We start from the raw sequence: 13,942 nt of genomic DNA on the forward strand, positions 1-13,942 counted from the left end.
CGATTGATTTTGCTGGCTCAACGATCGTTTGCCAGGAGCGAACCGCCGAACGGCGTTTGCTGGCGGGCCAGTGCTTCGAACACCCCCGCATGTTGGTTGATAAATGTTAAAACTGTTCTTCGCAACGAAAGAGTAAAGTCAGTTGACGTCGTCTTGTTCGTATGGGCGTATGGTAGTTTCATTGCTTTCTCGGTTGTTAATGGGTCCGTTTCAGAAAGTGTGCACAAGGCAGGTCTCCTTTTTTGAACAGTCCCGGTTTACTTATTTCCCGTAAATATTGGTCTCAACCCTTTTGAGACGCTACTCTCCTCATTCGTCAACGGGACTAATTACATAACTCGATAACTCGCTCTTAGTAAGCTTGTTTGCCAACTATTTATCGTAGGCATTTCAGCTATAAAAACCACAACCAAAAGATATTGGTTTAAACGTTTAAACACAAAGCACCCAAAACCGGGAAAGTTCTTTATATAGCCGCGTAAAAATATTAGTATAATACAATAAATAGCCTATTTATATTCTTTTTTTATGATTTACCACTTACTTCATATGTTTAAGAAACAAGAAGATTGTTTAAACGATTAACTTATTAATAGGATTTTTCTATGTTTGTCTGTTATGACCAAAAAGACTTCATTAAAAGATATCGCCCAAGCCGTAGGGGTGTCAACGGCGCTTGTTTCGTATGTTCTTAATAATCAAAAGGAAAACCGAATCAGTAAACTGGTCGCCAAGAAAATCCGGGACGTTGCCAACGAACTGAACTACATACCGAACCAGATTGCCAGGAGTCTCAAGACAAACAAGACTCACACGATCGGCCTGGTGGTAGCCGATATTTCAAACCCGTTCTCCTCGTCGCTGGCCCGGATCATTGAAGATGAAGCGGACAAATACAACTACACGGTGCTTTTCGGCAGCTCCGACGAAAAGCCGCAAAAAGCTCAGAAACTCATCACAACCCTACTCAACCGCCAGGTCGATGGCTTGCTCATTTTCCCCTCCGAAGAATCCGAAAGCCAGTTGGCCGAACTACAGAAAAAAAGCATTCCTTTTGTTCTGATTGACCGCTATTTCCCTGACCTTAAGACCAGTTATGTGGCGCTCGACAACTTCGGGGCTATTCATAAAGCCATGTATCATCTGATCGGCTCCGGCTATCGGCGCATCGGTATGGTTACCTTCAACACAACGTTATTTAACCTTAACGAACGCAAACGGGGCTATTTGACAGCCCTGAAAGAGCATAAAATCCCATTTCGGAAAACGTGGCTGAAAGAACTGCGACTCGATACGACCGGAAACGAAATAGCCAAAGCCGTTGACGAGCTGCTAAAGGGCCCCAAACCCGTTGACACGATTCTGTTTGCGTCCAACAGGCTCGCCCTCTACGGCCTGCAGCAGATGAATACCCTGCACTTGAGCATTCCAGAACAGGTAGCCGTCGTGAGCATCGACCAGGCCGAGTCTTATAACCTCTTCCATACGTCGATCACCTACATCAAACAGCCCCTGCTGGAGATGGGCCAGCTGGCCACCAAAATTTTACTGGAGAGTATTATTAAAAACAACACCATTACACAGGCCAATCTGGAGGGCGAGCTGGTCATTCAGGATTCTACGCGGCCGGTGGATGGGTAATAAATTGACATAAGCGATGCACTACACACTGTTTCTTCTGCTCAGTCTGCTTTCCCTGCCAACAAGGGCTCAATCGCCTGTTCCTAAGCTACCCTCGACGCCTAAATCCATTGTGGTCGACAGCAAAGACAATGTGATTGTGCATATCTATCGGGGACGGATAATGAAGCTAACCCCCGATGGAAAACTTTCCTACATCAACGAAGACATTCAGAAAGAAGCAAAGCGGCCGCCTTATCCGGGTTGCAACGCCATGGCCATTGATGGTCAGGATAACATTTACATGGCCGACGAAAGCGTGATCTGGAAGCTCACCCCCGACGGTAAGATAACGCTCTTTGCCGGTGTGCCGTTTATGAGCCGCGTGAAAGACGGCCCGTTACAAACGGCTCAGTTCAGGAGTATCGAACTCATTGAAATTGACCCGGCCGGTACTATCTACGTTGCCGAACGCGATAACACCAACAAAGATAACCTCGGCGACTTTTACCTGATTCGAAAAATAGACACCAAAGGGATGGTCACTACGCTGGTGAACACCCGGGAAAATCCGGCTTTACAAACCAAGTGGATCGCCGACATGGGTATAGATGCGGTTGGTAATCTTTACCTAAGCGACGGCGATGGCCGGTGCATTAAGAAGTTGGCTCCCAATGGCACCGTCACAACAGTAGCCGGGCTGTGCGGAAAACGGGAATTTCGACCGATTTATGTGCAGGGCGATATCAGCAAAGCCGAATTGATGGCCCCAGAGGATATTCTCATCAACAAAAAGGGGGAGGTTATTTTTTCCGATGGACGCCTGCATCGCATCATCAAAATTGCGGACAACAAAGTAACAACCATTGCCGGTGGTAGCGTCATTCAGTCTAACAGCGTGAACATGGGTGGCCGGGCACAGGAAGGCTACAAAGACGGCAACGCGCTGGTGGCCTTATTCAACTTTCCTCTGGGCTGCGACATAGCTATTGACAGCCGGCAAAACATCTACATCATAGATGGAGGCAATGACTGCATCCGCAAATTATCGCCGGATGGCATGGTGACAACGGTGGCGAAGTGATTCAGTCTAATAGAAGAAACCCAAAGCCTTAGGAAGAGGGAATTTTCCCCGCATCCTAAACGCTTCGTATAATTTGTTTCGTTTAAAATCCCTACAATGGCCGTTGGCGAACCCGAATACACAATCATCTTCTGTTCCTGTGGTGTCAGGTTCTTCAACCTGACAGGGGAGGTTTCTCAAAACCTACCTTTCACTATTCTTAAGAGAAGGTTTTAAGAAACCTTACTGTGTCGGGTTGAAGAACCCAACACCACCCTTAACCGTATCCTTCACGTCAACTTACAACCGCTAGTGTATTTGCATGCTGATGGGGTAGGATGATAGTCCTCCTAAAGCGTTCATGAGGCTCTTTAAAACACAACTCCCGGCCATGTTAACCACAGCCGGGAGTTAAAAACTCGCAAAATGTCAGTCTAAACTAGCTTCCGCACATCTCGCATCCTTCCGGATCGTCGAGCGAGCAGGTCATGGCGGCATACTGCTGTTCGAGGTCCGTTACCATCGGTACGGGTTGCGGGGTTGTGTTCTGGGCGTGCTCCTTGGCGTACTGTACGTAATCGAGGGGTTTCTCTACCGTTACGGCTTCGGCCATAACCGGCTCCAGCTGAGGCTCGGCTTGTGGTTGTACCACGGTGAACTTCACAGCGTCGGCAGCCGCTTTCGTGCGGAGGTAATACATACCCGTTTTCAGACCCGCTTTCCAGGCGTAGAAGTGCATCGACGTCAGCTTGCCGAAGTTCGAATCCTGAATGTGGATGTTCAGCGACTGCGACTGACAAATGTAAGCGCCCCGGTCGGCGGCCATGTCGATGATGTGCTTCTGCTTGATCTCCCAGACCGTTTTGTAGAGGTCTTTGATATTCTGCGGAATGTTCGGAATCGCCTGGATCGAGCCGTTGGCCAGAATCAGGTTGTTCTTCATGGCATCGTTCCACAGGCCCAGCTTCACCAGGTCTTTGAGCAGGTGTTTGTTCACGACCACGAACTCGCCCGATAATACGCGACGGGTGTAGATGTTGCTCGTATACGGCTCAAAACATTCGTTGTTGCCCAGAATCTGCGAGGTCGACGCTGTTGGCATGGGAGCCAGCAACAGCGAGTTCCGAACGCCGTGTTCAACAACATCTTTCCGCAGACTTTCCCAATCCCAGCGACCTGATTTTGGTTTAACACCCCACATATCGAACTGGAACTTGCCTTCCGAGATCGGCGACCCTTTCCAGGTTTCGTACGGACCGAATTCTTTAGCCTGCTCCATCGACGAAGTCATGGCGCCGAAATAGATAGTCTCGAAAATATCTTCGTTCAGGCGACGCGCTTCATCCGATTCAAACGGCATCCGAAGCATAATGAAAGCATCGGCCAGCCCCTGCACACCCAGACCGATTGGCCGGTGGCGCATGTTACTCCGACGAGCCTCTTCGACCGGATAATAGTTAATGTCGATGATCTTGTTGAGGTTGCGGGTGGCCGTTTTGGTCACTTCATACAACTTCTGGTGATCGAAGCGCATGATGCCATCGGTGCCGCGCGTGATGAACTTCGGCAGCGCGATGGACGCCAGATTACAAACCGCGATCTCGTCGGGAGCCGTGTACTCGATAATTTCGGTACAGAGATTACTCGACTTGATGGTACCGAGGTTTTTCTGGTTCGATTTTTTGTTGGCCGCATCCTTATACAGCATATAAGGTGTGCCGGTTTCGGTTTGCGATTCCAGAATTTTGAACCACAGCTCCTGCGCCTTGATGGTTTTACGGGCGCGGCCTTCGCGCTCGTACCGCGTGTACAGTTCTTCGAACTCATCGCCGTAGCAATCGGCCAGACCGGGGCACTCGTGCGGGCAGAACAACGACCAAACGTCGTCGTCTTCTACGCGCTTCATGAACAGATCGGGCGTCCAGAGGGCGTAGAACAGATCGCGGGCGCGGCCTTCTTCTTTACCCGAGTTCTTTTTCAGATCCAGGAAGTCGAAAATATCGGCATGCCAGGGCTCCAGATAAATCGCGAAAGAGCCTTTGCGCTTGCCACCACCCTGATCGACGTAGCGGGCCGTGTCGTTAAACACACGCAGCATAGGTACAATCCCGTTGGAAGTACCGTTGGTGCCTTTGATGTAGGTACCCGTAGCCCGAACGTTATGAATGCTTAAGCCAATACCCCCCGCCGACTGCGAGATTTTAGCCGTTTGTTTCAGCGTATCGTAGATACCATCAATGGAGTCGTCCTTCATCGTCAGCAGAAAACAGCTCGACATTTGTGGCTTAGGCGTACCGGCGTTGAACAGCGTCGGCGTGGCATGGGTAAACCACTTCTCGGAGAGCAGATTGTAGGTCTCAATCGCCGAGTCGATGTCTTCCTGGTGAATACCGACTGCCACGCGCATCAGCATATGCTGCGGGCGTTCGGCAATGCGGCCATCCAGTTTCAGCAGATACGATTTTTCCAGCGTTTTGTAGCCAAAGTAATCATAGCCGTAATCCCGATCATAAATAATGGTAGAATCCAGCAGAGCGGCATGCTGTCGAACTACATCATACACTTCTTTCGAAATCAGCGAGGCATTTTCGCCGGTTTTCGGGTCTTCGTACTGATACAGTTTCTTGATGGTGCCAGAGAACGACTTGTTCGTCTCTTTGTGCAGGTTCGAAATGGCGATCCGGGCAGCAAGAATAGCGTAATCGGGGTGCTTGGTCGTCATCGACGCGGCTGTTTCGGCCGCCAGATTGTCGAGCTCGGTGGTTTTCACACCGTCGTAGAGTCCACTAACGACCTTTACAGCCACCTCTACCGGCTGTACATAAGCGGGGTCGAGGCCGTAGCAAAGCTTCTCGATCCGAGCCGTGATTTTGTCGAACTTAACCGACTCCCGGCGGCCATCGCGTTTAACAACAAACATGAGCGTTTGGGTTAGTTATACTATATGAAAAAATGATAAATGCGGTAAATGTTATGAATAAAGGGCTTTAGCTGCGCCATAGGCGGGTTTTCTCCCCTGGTCGACATTCATCAGGAAGCTGATCGTGCGAAGTCAACAACTGTTGAACGCTATCACCGAAATCAAATGCCGTTTTAAAGTTCCTTTGAAATAGACGGAAAAGCAACCCGGAAGGTTCGGGAATTTCCGGAATTCATTGAAAGGTGCAACTCTATCAGACAGGTTAAGAAATTGTTAAGTCGTCAGCCTTAGCGACTTACCAATAGCCCACTGTAGCGCTAGTCTTGGAAATAAAAAATTGAGATTTTATTGATCGGCCAGCCAGGTCAAACTCCGCCCTGAACTGTTTTCCAGAGGAAGTATATTTCCATGGAAAAGTAAGAATAAAGCGGGATAGGCACAAGCCGGGATTATGCTAATATTAGGAAACGGCACTGATTTAGTGACTTCATAATCAACTGCTAAAAGAAGCTGAAAAAGACTTTGGTATTCCGGGCAAACGCCGTACCTTTGCAGTCCTTTTCGGTCGGAAACCGAGAAGATGACAAGAAACTGAGATTAATCATGAAAAAGGGCATTCACCCGGACTACCGCGAAGTGGTATTCCACGACCTGTCGAGCGATTATAAATTTCTGACTCGCTCTACGGTTCAAACAAGAGACAGTATCGAGTATGAAGGCCAGACCTATCCGCTCGTAAAGATTGAAGTTAGCTCGCAGTCGCACCCGTTCTACACGGGCAAAAACGTACTGCTCGATACGGCCGGTCGTGTGGACAAATTCCGCAAGCGCTATGGCACCAAAGAAAACTCTACGCCGACTTCGACTGCCCAGTAGTCGTTTCATCAGCGCCAATAAAAAACTCCCCCGCTGCGGTCAAACGCGACGGGGGAGTTTTTTGTATATTTGATAAAAACTGAAGACTATGTTAGTAGCTGTTGAGGGCGTCTATCAAAATGGCCAGGTTTACCTGCATGACAAAGTTCCGTTCGAGAATGAGACAAAGGTTATTGTCACGTTTCTGGAAGACCCGACCATCGCATCAAAGCACAAACGGTTGACGATGGATGATTTCTCTTTCCGTAAGACTCGGGAAGCGCTGAAAAACTACGAGGGTTCATTGAGCGACGAAGTCATTCGGGAACGCCGGGAAGCATTATGAACATCTTCCTGGACACATCGTCTTTGTTTAAGCTATATTTTCAGGAAAATGGCTCGACCGAATTAGATCAATTATTTGAGTTGCACTCCATCGAGCAGATTTATCTATCGGCATTAGCTGGCATTGAATTTCGATCCATTGTATGGCGCAGAGTCCGCATGAACGAAATCACGGTTCAGCAGGCCACCCTGCTTCTCAATGCGTTCGATGAAGACTATGCCTCTTACACAATTATCGCTACGGATGAGTCTCTCCTGGAGTTATCCCGCCAGTTACTTGATAAATACGGACAGCGCGGACTCCGTAGCTTGGACTCCCTTCAGTTAGCCTCGGCTATCACGGTAAAGGCCAACGTTCAGCTTTTCAAAACAGCCGATGATTTATTGAACACCTTTTTTACAGCTGAAACGCTTCCCATATCAATCGGCTAAGAAGGTACTGCTCGATACGGCCGGTCGTGTGGACAAGTTCCGCAAGCGGTATGGCACCAAAGAAACGCAACGCCGACTTCGACTGCCCAGTAGTCGTTCCATCAGCATCAACAAAAACTCCCCCGCTGCGGTCAAACGCAGCGGGGGAGTTTTTGTTGATGCTGATGGAACTAGGTTTGTTAGCCTTGTATTCAGCAAACCTGTTTAAAGTATGGGTAGACCAATAATTTTAAAGGGTCTCCTATTTTAGCTTTCTATAAACATCGTTACTAATGGTAATGACATCATAAGGTGGCATAAATGTATAATCACGGTCAAGGTTCTTGACGTTTTTTCGTAAATCGACGATAAAACGTCCATAATTCCAACTAACGATTTTCAAATCCGCCTTCTCTTCAATACCCCAACTCGCTGCTGTATGATAATCTCCCAAATCAGCTTCTATAAGGCCAATTAAATTTTTATTGGGCTTTACAAAAAGATGTATCGCTACAACATTACTGTCATTTAATTTAAAGAGCGTAAACCGTTCAAGGGGAATATTATATAAGTGTGCCTCAAAATCTTTAATTCTATAGGTAGCTTTTAATCGCGAAAATTCATTCTCCAAATTATCCATGGAGACTACTTGGACTTCGTTATTCTGGTCATTGATGGTACTAACGAAGTCTATTATTTCTTGAATAAAACGAAAATCTTTCACATTGCTGCAGAATTATGTAATAGCTACGAACTAATTCGTAGCTATTACCAAGATGAAAATTAATTACTGTCACAGTTTCCATTTCCTAAGAAAGTGAACTCAGATTGCTTTATAAGAATAAGTGGAGAACCAGAGCCATTTGTGCTAGCATTAGCGCCTATGCCCATAGCAGTGGCAGCATTTTTTAGATTATTTCGGAACGATCGTTCTACTTCCCAATCGCTTGGCTGATCCTCCCGGTCACGGTATTCTAGAAATGTTTGATCAGAAGCATTGGCTACAATATACGCTGCGATAGTTGCGGCTTGCCCAGTCGATATTGCTTGCCCATTTGATCTATTAAGGGGCATACCAATTACTACTTGACCTGGTATATCGTATCGACGGACTTCTCTACGCTGCTGGGTCCAGTAGACAATATTCATATAAAACCCTTTCACACCTGCTTCTTGCCAAGATGGTGTTGTTTTGGTAAATACAAATGTAGTGCAACTAATACCATAGTTATAATCTGATGGCGCAGCTGCCGTATAATAGTAAATACCTTGTCCCCCATAACTTACGTTCGTATTTGGATCCGTCGCACTGTCACTGGAAGGGCCGGTGCAATAACCCTGATAGCCCCCCGACACAGACACATCGCAGGCCGTACAATTAGTCCCACAGGAATAGCAATTCGCCGTAACACTTTGGTAGTACGTAAAATCACAGGAGGATAAACGCCCGCCAGCAGCCGCTTTTGTCGTTGTTAGTTGCCGGACATCCTTCCCGTTCTTAAATTCATAACCTGTAATGAGTTTCTCATCCCAAGTTAGGGCCATCACCCATCCACTAAAATCATCGGCTATAACCCCCTTTTTCTTTGTCTTGTACTCTTTGCTGGGAATATACTGGACGATCTGAGTCTGGAAATTGCCGGATTTGTCCTTATACGTCAGTAAGCACTCCCTGGCGTCCAGTACATTCTCGATCTTAGGTCGCTTTTCATCGTCCGATGTCTTATCATCCCAAAGAATTACCCCCGGCCGGCTATTGGTCTTGTAGATCACGGGAGCGGCAACCACTTCCAGGCCGTTGGTCTGTTTTACTTTTTTGGCCGCATTCCAGTCAATATCACGCTCGTACTTGTTTTGGCTCGCTACTCTGCCAGAAGGGTTTGAAGGTAAAACTGTTTTGATAAAATAGTTTTTGGCGTCGGCAATGGACAGGCTTTCCTGATTGGCAAGTTTGGGCAGGCTAGTTGTCAAGGACTCGGGCCGTTCACAAGCAAGACTGACTAGTAAGAAGAATACAAGGGTAAACGCTGTTTTTTTCATTACATTTGACATGTATAATGGTGAAACATTGAACTTCTTCAAAGCCCCGCGTCCGGTCGCCAAACTGTCGTGGGGCTTTTTCTGTATCAAAGGTATTCGGATGATGTATCGCGCGAAAGAGGGAAAACCCCTCAATTTTTGAAACGATTTATCACAATCAGTCGATTGATAGTTTCACATCAAACTAACCGTTACATCTATGTAACTTTATTTTGTTTCTAGGGGGGGGGTAATGCCCGCAATAACTCGTCATGCCATTGCCGCAGTTCACTAGCATACTTCCGGGCAAACCGGGCTAGTTTGTGATGGCCTTGCATAGTCAGTTTGCGCCCAATACGTGTGCGGTAGTTCTCCACACTTTTTGGCGTCAGGGCAAGTTTGTCGGCAATCTCAACCGTTGTTAAGTCATTGGCTACACAAAATAGTACTTTCCATTCGCAGGGCGTCAGGTCAACCAGACCTGAAAATAAGGTACAGTCTGTGGGATTCTCAAAAGGGTGTGGTTGGAGCATACTAGGGCTTGTCTGATGCGGAGACACGAAGACATGTAACCACATTTCAATTCCAGGCGAATTAAGGAATTTGTGGTACCCCACCTAATAAAGCCAGTTTAATATGGCTGAAATCAACCTTTTTATGTCTGAAATCACCCAAAAAGGTTACAATACCAAATACAAGCCACTCATCGAATCTGTGGCAACGACCAGTTCTTGCGGATGGCTACGAGCCGGAATGCGGTAATCAGGGCGACGGATGCCATGAAGGTTACGTTTGGCTCGATAGGGAGTGATCGGCCAACCAGGTAGAGAAGTGCCCCCGCCAGACAGGGCGTGGCGTACAGTTGCTTGCTGAAAATCAGGGGTAGATCGTTAACCAGCGTATCCCGGATGACGCCCCCGAACAGGGCCGAAATAATGCCCAGCAGGATAGAAGCCCAGTCGTTAACGCCCAGGGCCAGGGCTTTTTGCATTCCCAGTATGGTGTAAATTCCGACGCCAAGGGTATCGAAAACGAGCAGTGGCCGTTGCAAAGCCCCCAGCCACCATTTCCGGCAGAAGATGGCCAGCAGCACGCTGCTCAGGATAACGATCAGGTAGTGAGGGTCGCGTATCCAGGCAAGGGGATGCGCCCCGATGATGATGTCGCGGAGAGTGCCCCCGCCCACGGCCGTGACGAACCCGATAAAAAAGAGGCCAAACAGATCGTGGTACATCTTTTTGCTAAGCGCCGACAAAGCTCCCGAAATCGCGAAGACGCCCGTACCGACCAGATCCATTATGTACCAGACTGTCATAGCAAAAAATTTTACCGATAATAATCTTATTGACTGAGCAGACTAATTCCCGGCAAAAGAAATCAGAAAAGCCGGTATTTTTAGGATTTTTGACTACAGTGTACAATACGTTATGTTGTATTTTGATTGATGTATCGGACCGCATCCTGCTGTCCAGCCGTCAGGCTAATTTTTTTACATTAGTACACGCAATTTTAGCCTAACGGCTGGACAGCAGGATGCGGTCCGGTACAATAACAGGACAATGTTTCGCCCCGTTTAATCGTACCAATACGCGTTTCATCGTTCTTTGCAGCATGGCGTTTATTCAGACAGATACCTTTACCATACGCGGCTACGAGTGCGATGCCTTCGGGCGAATGAGCCTACCGGCCCTGATGAACCTGATGCAGGAGTCAGCGAACCGAAATGCCATCGACTACGGCATCGGCATTACTGATCTGGCCCGGCAGGGCTTTGGCTGGATGCTCATGCGCTTTTGCTTGCGGATGCACCAGTACCCGCGCTATGGCGATACGATTCAGCTAATGACCTACCCGACCACGGTAGAGAAATATTTTATTCACCGCGATTTTCGGGTACTGGCCGAGGATGGCACATTACTGGCCGATGCGGGCAGTATCTGGCTGGTTTTCAGCATGGAAAAACGAAGCATGGTGCCCCTCCCCGACTTCATCCGTCGGCTAAGCGCACCCACTAACGTCGATCCATTGCCTACGCTGCCCCTCAAGCCCGATTTTCAGACGCTGCCCTTTATGCCGAATGAGACCCGCCCGGTAGAGGTGGGCTGGCTCAGCATCGACCAGAACCAGCATGTCAACAATGTGGCGTATGTGCAGTGGCTACTCGAATCGATCAATACAGATACGTTACAAACGCGGGAAATTGCTGAAATTGATTTAGTTTACAGGACCGAAAGCCATTGGCACGATTGGCTGGACGTACAAACCGCCATCGAAACGTCGGACTCGCTGCTGCACCGGATCGTTCAAACCGAATCGGGCAAAGATGTGATCCTGGCGCGGAGCCGATGGCGTTAGTTTTACCGGGCTGGCGTTCCAGCATGACAAGAACAACCATGACTACTTCATCAACCATCCAAACCCTCGACGCTGTCATGAGTGGCCTGATGCGCCGGTACAGCGAACGTGTTCCTGACGTGAAAAACGTGGTGAATGCCATGATCGATGCGGGCATTATTCAGTCGCCGGAGGATATCGAGAATGATCACATCGCCTTTCGGACGATGGGCGTGCCAAATCTGGGACTGGCTTCGTTCGAGAAGATTTTCCTGCACTACGGCTACGAACGACGCGACGAATTTGACTTTACCGGCAAAAAATTAACGGCTTACTGGTATAGCCCTCCGCAACCACACTTCCCCCGGATATTCGCCAGCGAACTACGCGTGCATGAACTCTCCGACGAAGCCCAGCGCATCATTCATACCTATACGGATACCGTCACGAGCGATCCCGTCGATTCGCTGGACCTGGACGATGCCGAAGCCGTTGACCGCTTTCTGCACCAGCCCCTCTGGCAAACGCCTACGCTGGCCGATTACCAGACCCTGCTGGCCGAAAGCGAATACGCGGCCTGGGTGATCTATAATCGCTATTACCTGAACCACTTTACGATCAGCGTGCACAACCTGAAGCCGGGTTATAACACCATCGATGAATACGTGGCTTTCCTGCAAAACCGTGGATTCAAGCTCAATTCGGCGGGGGGTGTTATCAAAGTCAGCCCGGACGGTGGGCTCCGGCAGTCCTCTACCGTGGCCCAGATGATCGACGCCGAATTTGCCGGGGGTGACGTGTTTCGCATTGCGGGGTCGTATGTCGAATTTGCCGAACGGCGCGTACTCCCTGAGTTTCAGCATCTACCCACCGATCAGGTTACCCGCCAGCACCGGCGCGAAGGATTCGAAACCGGTAACGCTGACAAGATCTTCGAAAGCACGTTCACGACCCAAACGGGTAGATAATTTACGGTATTCGGTTTACGGTTTATGGTTAACTGACGTCCTGTAAACCGTAACCCAAATACGCCTTAAACCCCTTCGCTCCATGACTATAAAATCTACTTTACTCCTTGCCAGCCTGCTACTTTGCTGTCTGGTGTCGCTAGCACAGAAACCCGCTCCCGTTGGTTTACAGTTATACAGTTTCCGCAACCAGTTTGCGAAAGATGTGCCGGGAACAATGGCCAAAGTAAAGGAGATGGGCTTTCGGGAAGCAGAGATTGCGGGTACCTATGGGCTGAGTCTGACCGATTTTCGGAAACTGCTGGACCAGAATGGCATTAAAGCCATCAGTACGGGTGCCAGCTTCGAGGATCTGGATAACAACGTACCGAAGATTATTGCCGAAGCTAAGGCGTTGGGTGCCAAATACGTTGTTTGCACCTGGATTCCCCACGGTGGCGACGCCTTCACCATTTATGACGCCGACCGGGCGATCGACGTGTTCAACACCGCCGGAAAACTACTGGCCGAAAACGGCATCACGTTCTGCTACCATAACCACGGCTACGAATTTCAGACCTACAAAGACGGCACTTTCTTCGACTACTTAGCGGAGAACCTTGACCCGAAGTCGGTCAATTTCGAGATGGATGTGTTCTGGGTGAAAGCACCCGGCTACGACCCTGTTGCTCTACTCCAGAAGTACCGCAAACGGTTTCTACTGATGCACCTGAAAGACCGCAAACCCGGCACGCCCGACAGTAACAACGGGCGTTCAGACGTAGAATCGAATGTTACGCTTGGGCAGGGCGATGTGGGCATTGCCGCCGTTATGAAGCAGGCGAAGAAGTCAGGCGTAAAGCACTTTTTTATTGAAGATGAATCGTCCCGGTCGGTGGAGCAAATGATGCCAAGCCTGGCGTTTCTATCGGGATTGCGGTAGAATCACTTACTGACTTACCGACTTACCGACTACCTTAACTCCGGTATATACTTCCCGATACAGAACGCCATTGTCGGTGTAGGCATAGTCGATGGTAAACGTTTTGCCATCTGTACTGCCTATTTTGTTATCGCCATAATAAATATCGTAGGGCGATGTGATTCCTTTCAATGTCAGTTGGCCAAACGTATCATAAATATCGGCGCTCCCCGGCTGTTTAACGGTGTAGGTTGTCGAAATTACCGTGGCCGAATCCCGGCGAACGACCATCTTCCCGGTTAGAGGGCCAGTCATTGGCAACGTCAGGTTATAGATACTTACGTTTGCTGAATCGTAGCGCAGGGCAGTCATTTTATAGGTGCCCGCCACCTGTGCAACGGGATCGTGCGGATGAACATCCGTTTTTTTACTGCAAGCGGCAAAAACTAATAAAACAAAGGCAAGGAGAGCGTATCGCATGTTCGTAACTGACTACCAGCTACGCT

General features: G+C 48.7%; 16 protein-coding genes. 9 read left to right on the forward strand and 7 right to left on the reverse strand.

Annotated elements, in window-relative coordinates:
• Positions 1-17: 17 nt before the first annotated feature.
• On the reverse strand, positions 18-182 hold the full coding sequence (locus ACYVK4_RS08630) for a hypothetical protein (protein WP_461127091.1): 165 nt from the start codon (positions 180-182) through the stop codon (positions 18-20).
• A 436-nt stretch (positions 183-618) separates the two neighbouring features.
• Here ACYVK4_RS08630 and ACYVK4_RS08635 point away from each other — a divergent pair, with 436 nt between their 5' ends.
• Both ACYVK4_RS08635 and ACYVK4_RS08640 read left to right on the forward strand, forming a co-directional pair.
• Positions 619-1,641 carry a LacI family DNA-binding transcriptional regulator gene (locus ACYVK4_RS08635; protein ID WP_461127092.1) on the forward strand — a complete coding sequence of 341 codons (1,023 nt, stop codon included), beginning with the start codon at positions 619-621 and terminating at the stop codon, positions 1,639-1,641.
• Positions 1,642-1,657: 16 nt separating this feature from the next.
• Entirely contained in the window at positions 1,658-2,704 is a 1,047-nt protein-coding gene (locus tag ACYVK4_RS08640) for an NHL repeat-containing protein (RefSeq protein ID WP_461127093.1), read from the forward strand.
• A 418-nt stretch (positions 2,705-3,122) separates the two neighbouring features.
• Here the strand turns inward: ACYVK4_RS08640 and ACYVK4_RS08645 are convergent, their stop codons facing one another.
• On the reverse strand, positions 3,123-5,603 hold the full coding sequence (locus ACYVK4_RS08645; protein WP_461127094.1) for a ribonucleoside-diphosphate reductase subunit alpha: 2,481 nt from the start codon (positions 5,601-5,603) through the stop codon (positions 3,123-3,125).
• Positions 5,604-6,206: 603 nt separating this feature from the next.
• Here ACYVK4_RS08645 and ACYVK4_RS08650 point away from each other — a divergent pair.
• The 4 genes from ACYVK4_RS08650 to ACYVK4_RS08665 all read left to right on the forward strand — a co-directional run bounded on the left by ACYVK4_RS08650 (position 6,207) and on the right by ACYVK4_RS08665 (position 7,462).
• Entirely contained in the window at positions 6,207-6,479 is a 273-nt protein-coding gene (locus tag ACYVK4_RS08650; RefSeq protein ID WP_461127095.1) for a type B 50S ribosomal protein L31, read from the forward strand.
• 88 nt (positions 6,480-6,567) lie between these two features.
• Entirely contained in the window at positions 6,568-6,804 is a 237-nt protein-coding gene (locus ACYVK4_RS08655; protein ID WP_461127096.1) for a hypothetical protein, read from the forward strand.
• Complete coding sequence (locus ACYVK4_RS08660) at positions 6,801-7,235, forward strand: type II toxin-antitoxin system VapC family toxin (RefSeq protein WP_461127097.1); 435 nt, start codon at positions 6,801-6,803, stop codon at positions 7,233-7,235. The genes ACYVK4_RS08655 and ACYVK4_RS08660 overlap by 4 nt, the downstream gene beginning before the upstream one ends.
• Positions 7,236-7,285: 50 nt before the next feature.
• Positions 7,286-7,462 carry a hypothetical protein gene (locus ACYVK4_RS08665; protein ID WP_461127098.1) on the forward strand — a complete coding sequence of 59 codons (177 nt, stop codon included), beginning with the start codon at positions 7,286-7,288 and terminating at the stop codon, positions 7,460-7,462.
• A 14-nt stretch (positions 7,463-7,476) separates the two neighbouring features.
• Here the strand turns inward: ACYVK4_RS08665 and ACYVK4_RS08670 are convergent, their stop codons facing one another.
• The 4 genes from ACYVK4_RS08670 to ACYVK4_RS08685 form a co-directional block, all read right to left on the reverse strand.
• The gene (locus ACYVK4_RS08670) at positions 7,477-7,938 is read right to left on the reverse strand and encodes a hypothetical protein (protein WP_461127099.1); all 462 of its coding nucleotides are present in this window, start codon (positions 7,936-7,938) and stop codon (positions 7,477-7,479) included.
• A gap of 59 nt (positions 7,939-7,997) precedes the next feature.
• Entirely contained in the window at positions 7,998-9,344 is a 1,347-nt protein-coding gene (locus tag ACYVK4_RS08675) for a hypothetical protein (protein WP_461127100.1), read from the reverse strand.
• A 128-nt stretch (positions 9,345-9,472) separates the two neighbouring features.
• On the reverse strand, positions 9,473-9,766 hold the full coding sequence (locus ACYVK4_RS08680) for a helix-turn-helix domain-containing protein (RefSeq protein WP_461127101.1): 294 nt from the start codon (positions 9,764-9,766) through the stop codon (positions 9,473-9,475).
• A 170-nt stretch (positions 9,767-9,936) separates the two neighbouring features.
• Positions 9,937-10,548 (reverse strand): trimeric intracellular cation channel family protein, encoded by a 612-nt coding sequence (locus ACYVK4_RS08685; protein WP_461127102.1) that lies wholly within the window; start codon positions 10,546-10,548, stop codon positions 9,937-9,939.
• A 296-nt stretch (positions 10,549-10,844) separates the two neighbouring features.
• Between ACYVK4_RS08685 and ACYVK4_RS08690 the strand changes: the two genes are divergently transcribed.
• The 3 genes from ACYVK4_RS08690 to ACYVK4_RS08700 all read left to right on the forward strand — a co-directional run bounded on the left by ACYVK4_RS08690 (position 10,845) and on the right by ACYVK4_RS08700 (position 13,457).
• Positions 10,845-11,588, forward strand: coding sequence for an acyl-[acyl-carrier-protein] thioesterase (locus ACYVK4_RS08690; RefSeq protein ID WP_461127103.1), 744 nt, complete (start codon positions 10,845-10,847; stop codon positions 11,586-11,588).
• A gap of 38 nt (positions 11,589-11,626) precedes the next feature.
• Positions 11,627-12,535 (forward strand): 2-oxoadipate dioxygenase/decarboxylase family protein, encoded by a 909-nt coding sequence (locus tag ACYVK4_RS08695; RefSeq protein WP_461127104.1) that lies wholly within the window; start codon positions 11,627-11,629, stop codon positions 12,533-12,535.
• Between the two features lie 82 nt (positions 12,536-12,617).
• Positions 12,618-13,457 carry a sugar phosphate isomerase/epimerase family protein gene (locus ACYVK4_RS08700; RefSeq protein ID WP_461127105.1) on the forward strand — a complete coding sequence of 280 codons (840 nt, stop codon included), beginning with the start codon at positions 12,618-12,620 and terminating at the stop codon, positions 13,455-13,457.
• A gap of 6 nt (positions 13,458-13,463) precedes the next feature.
• Here ACYVK4_RS08700 and ACYVK4_RS08705 read toward each other — a convergent pair whose 3' ends face one another.
• Positions 13,464-13,916 carry a hypothetical protein gene (locus ACYVK4_RS08705; RefSeq protein ID WP_461127106.1) on the reverse strand — a complete coding sequence of 151 codons (453 nt, stop codon included), beginning with the start codon at positions 13,914-13,916 and terminating at the stop codon, positions 13,464-13,466.
• Positions 13,917-13,942 lie beyond the last annotated feature (26 nt).

Source organism: Spirosoma aerophilum (assembly GCF_054782495.1).

Excerpts from the sequence above, each read along its gene's own strand:
- ACYVK4_RS08630 (WP_461127091.1), bottom strand. The coding sequence starts at position 182 with ATGAAACTACCATACGCCCATACGAACAAGACGACGTCAACTGACTTT.
- ACYVK4_RS08635 (WP_461127092.1), top strand. The coding sequence starts at position 619 with ATGACCAAAAAGACTTCATTAAAAGATATCGCCCAAGCCGTAGGGGTG.
- ACYVK4_RS08640 (WP_461127093.1), top strand. The coding sequence starts at position 1,658 with ATGCACTACACACTGTTTCTTCTGCTCAGTCTGCTTTCCCTGCCAACA.
- ACYVK4_RS08645 (WP_461127094.1), bottom strand. The coding sequence starts at position 5,603 with ATGTTTGTTGTTAAACGCGATGGCCGCCGGGAGTCGGTTAAGTTCGAC.
- ACYVK4_RS08650 (WP_461127095.1), top strand. The coding sequence starts at position 6,207 with ATGAAAAAGGGCATTCACCCGGACTACCGCGAAGTGGTATTCCACGAC.
- ACYVK4_RS08655 (WP_461127096.1), top strand. The coding sequence starts at position 6,568 with ATGTTAGTAGCTGTTGAGGGCGTCTATCAAAATGGCCAGGTTTACCTG.
- ACYVK4_RS08660 (WP_461127097.1), top strand. The coding sequence starts at position 6,801 with ATGAACATCTTCCTGGACACATCGTCTTTGTTTAAGCTATATTTTCAG.
- ACYVK4_RS08665 (WP_461127098.1), top strand. The coding sequence starts at position 7,286 with ATGGCACCAAAGAAACGCAACGCCGACTTCGACTGCCCAGTAGTCGTT.
- ACYVK4_RS08680 (WP_461127101.1), bottom strand. The coding sequence starts at position 9,766 with ATGCTCCAACCACACCCTTTTGAGAATCCCACAGACTGTACCTTATTT.
- ACYVK4_RS08685 (WP_461127102.1), bottom strand. The coding sequence starts at position 10,548 with ATGACAGTCTGGTACATAATGGATCTGGTCGGTACGGGCGTCTTCGCG.
- ACYVK4_RS08690 (WP_461127103.1), top strand. The coding sequence starts at position 10,845 with ATGGCGTTTATTCAGACAGATACCTTTACCATACGCGGCTACGAGTGC.
- ACYVK4_RS08695 (WP_461127104.1), top strand. The coding sequence starts at position 11,627 with ATGACTACTTCATCAACCATCCAAACCCTCGACGCTGTCATGAGTGGC.
- ACYVK4_RS08700 (WP_461127105.1), top strand. The coding sequence starts at position 12,618 with ATGACTATAAAATCTACTTTACTCCTTGCCAGCCTGCTACTTTGCTGT.
- ACYVK4_RS08705 (WP_461127106.1), bottom strand. The coding sequence starts at position 13,916 with ATGCGATACGCTCTCCTTGCCTTTGTTTTATTAGTTTTTGCCGCTTGC.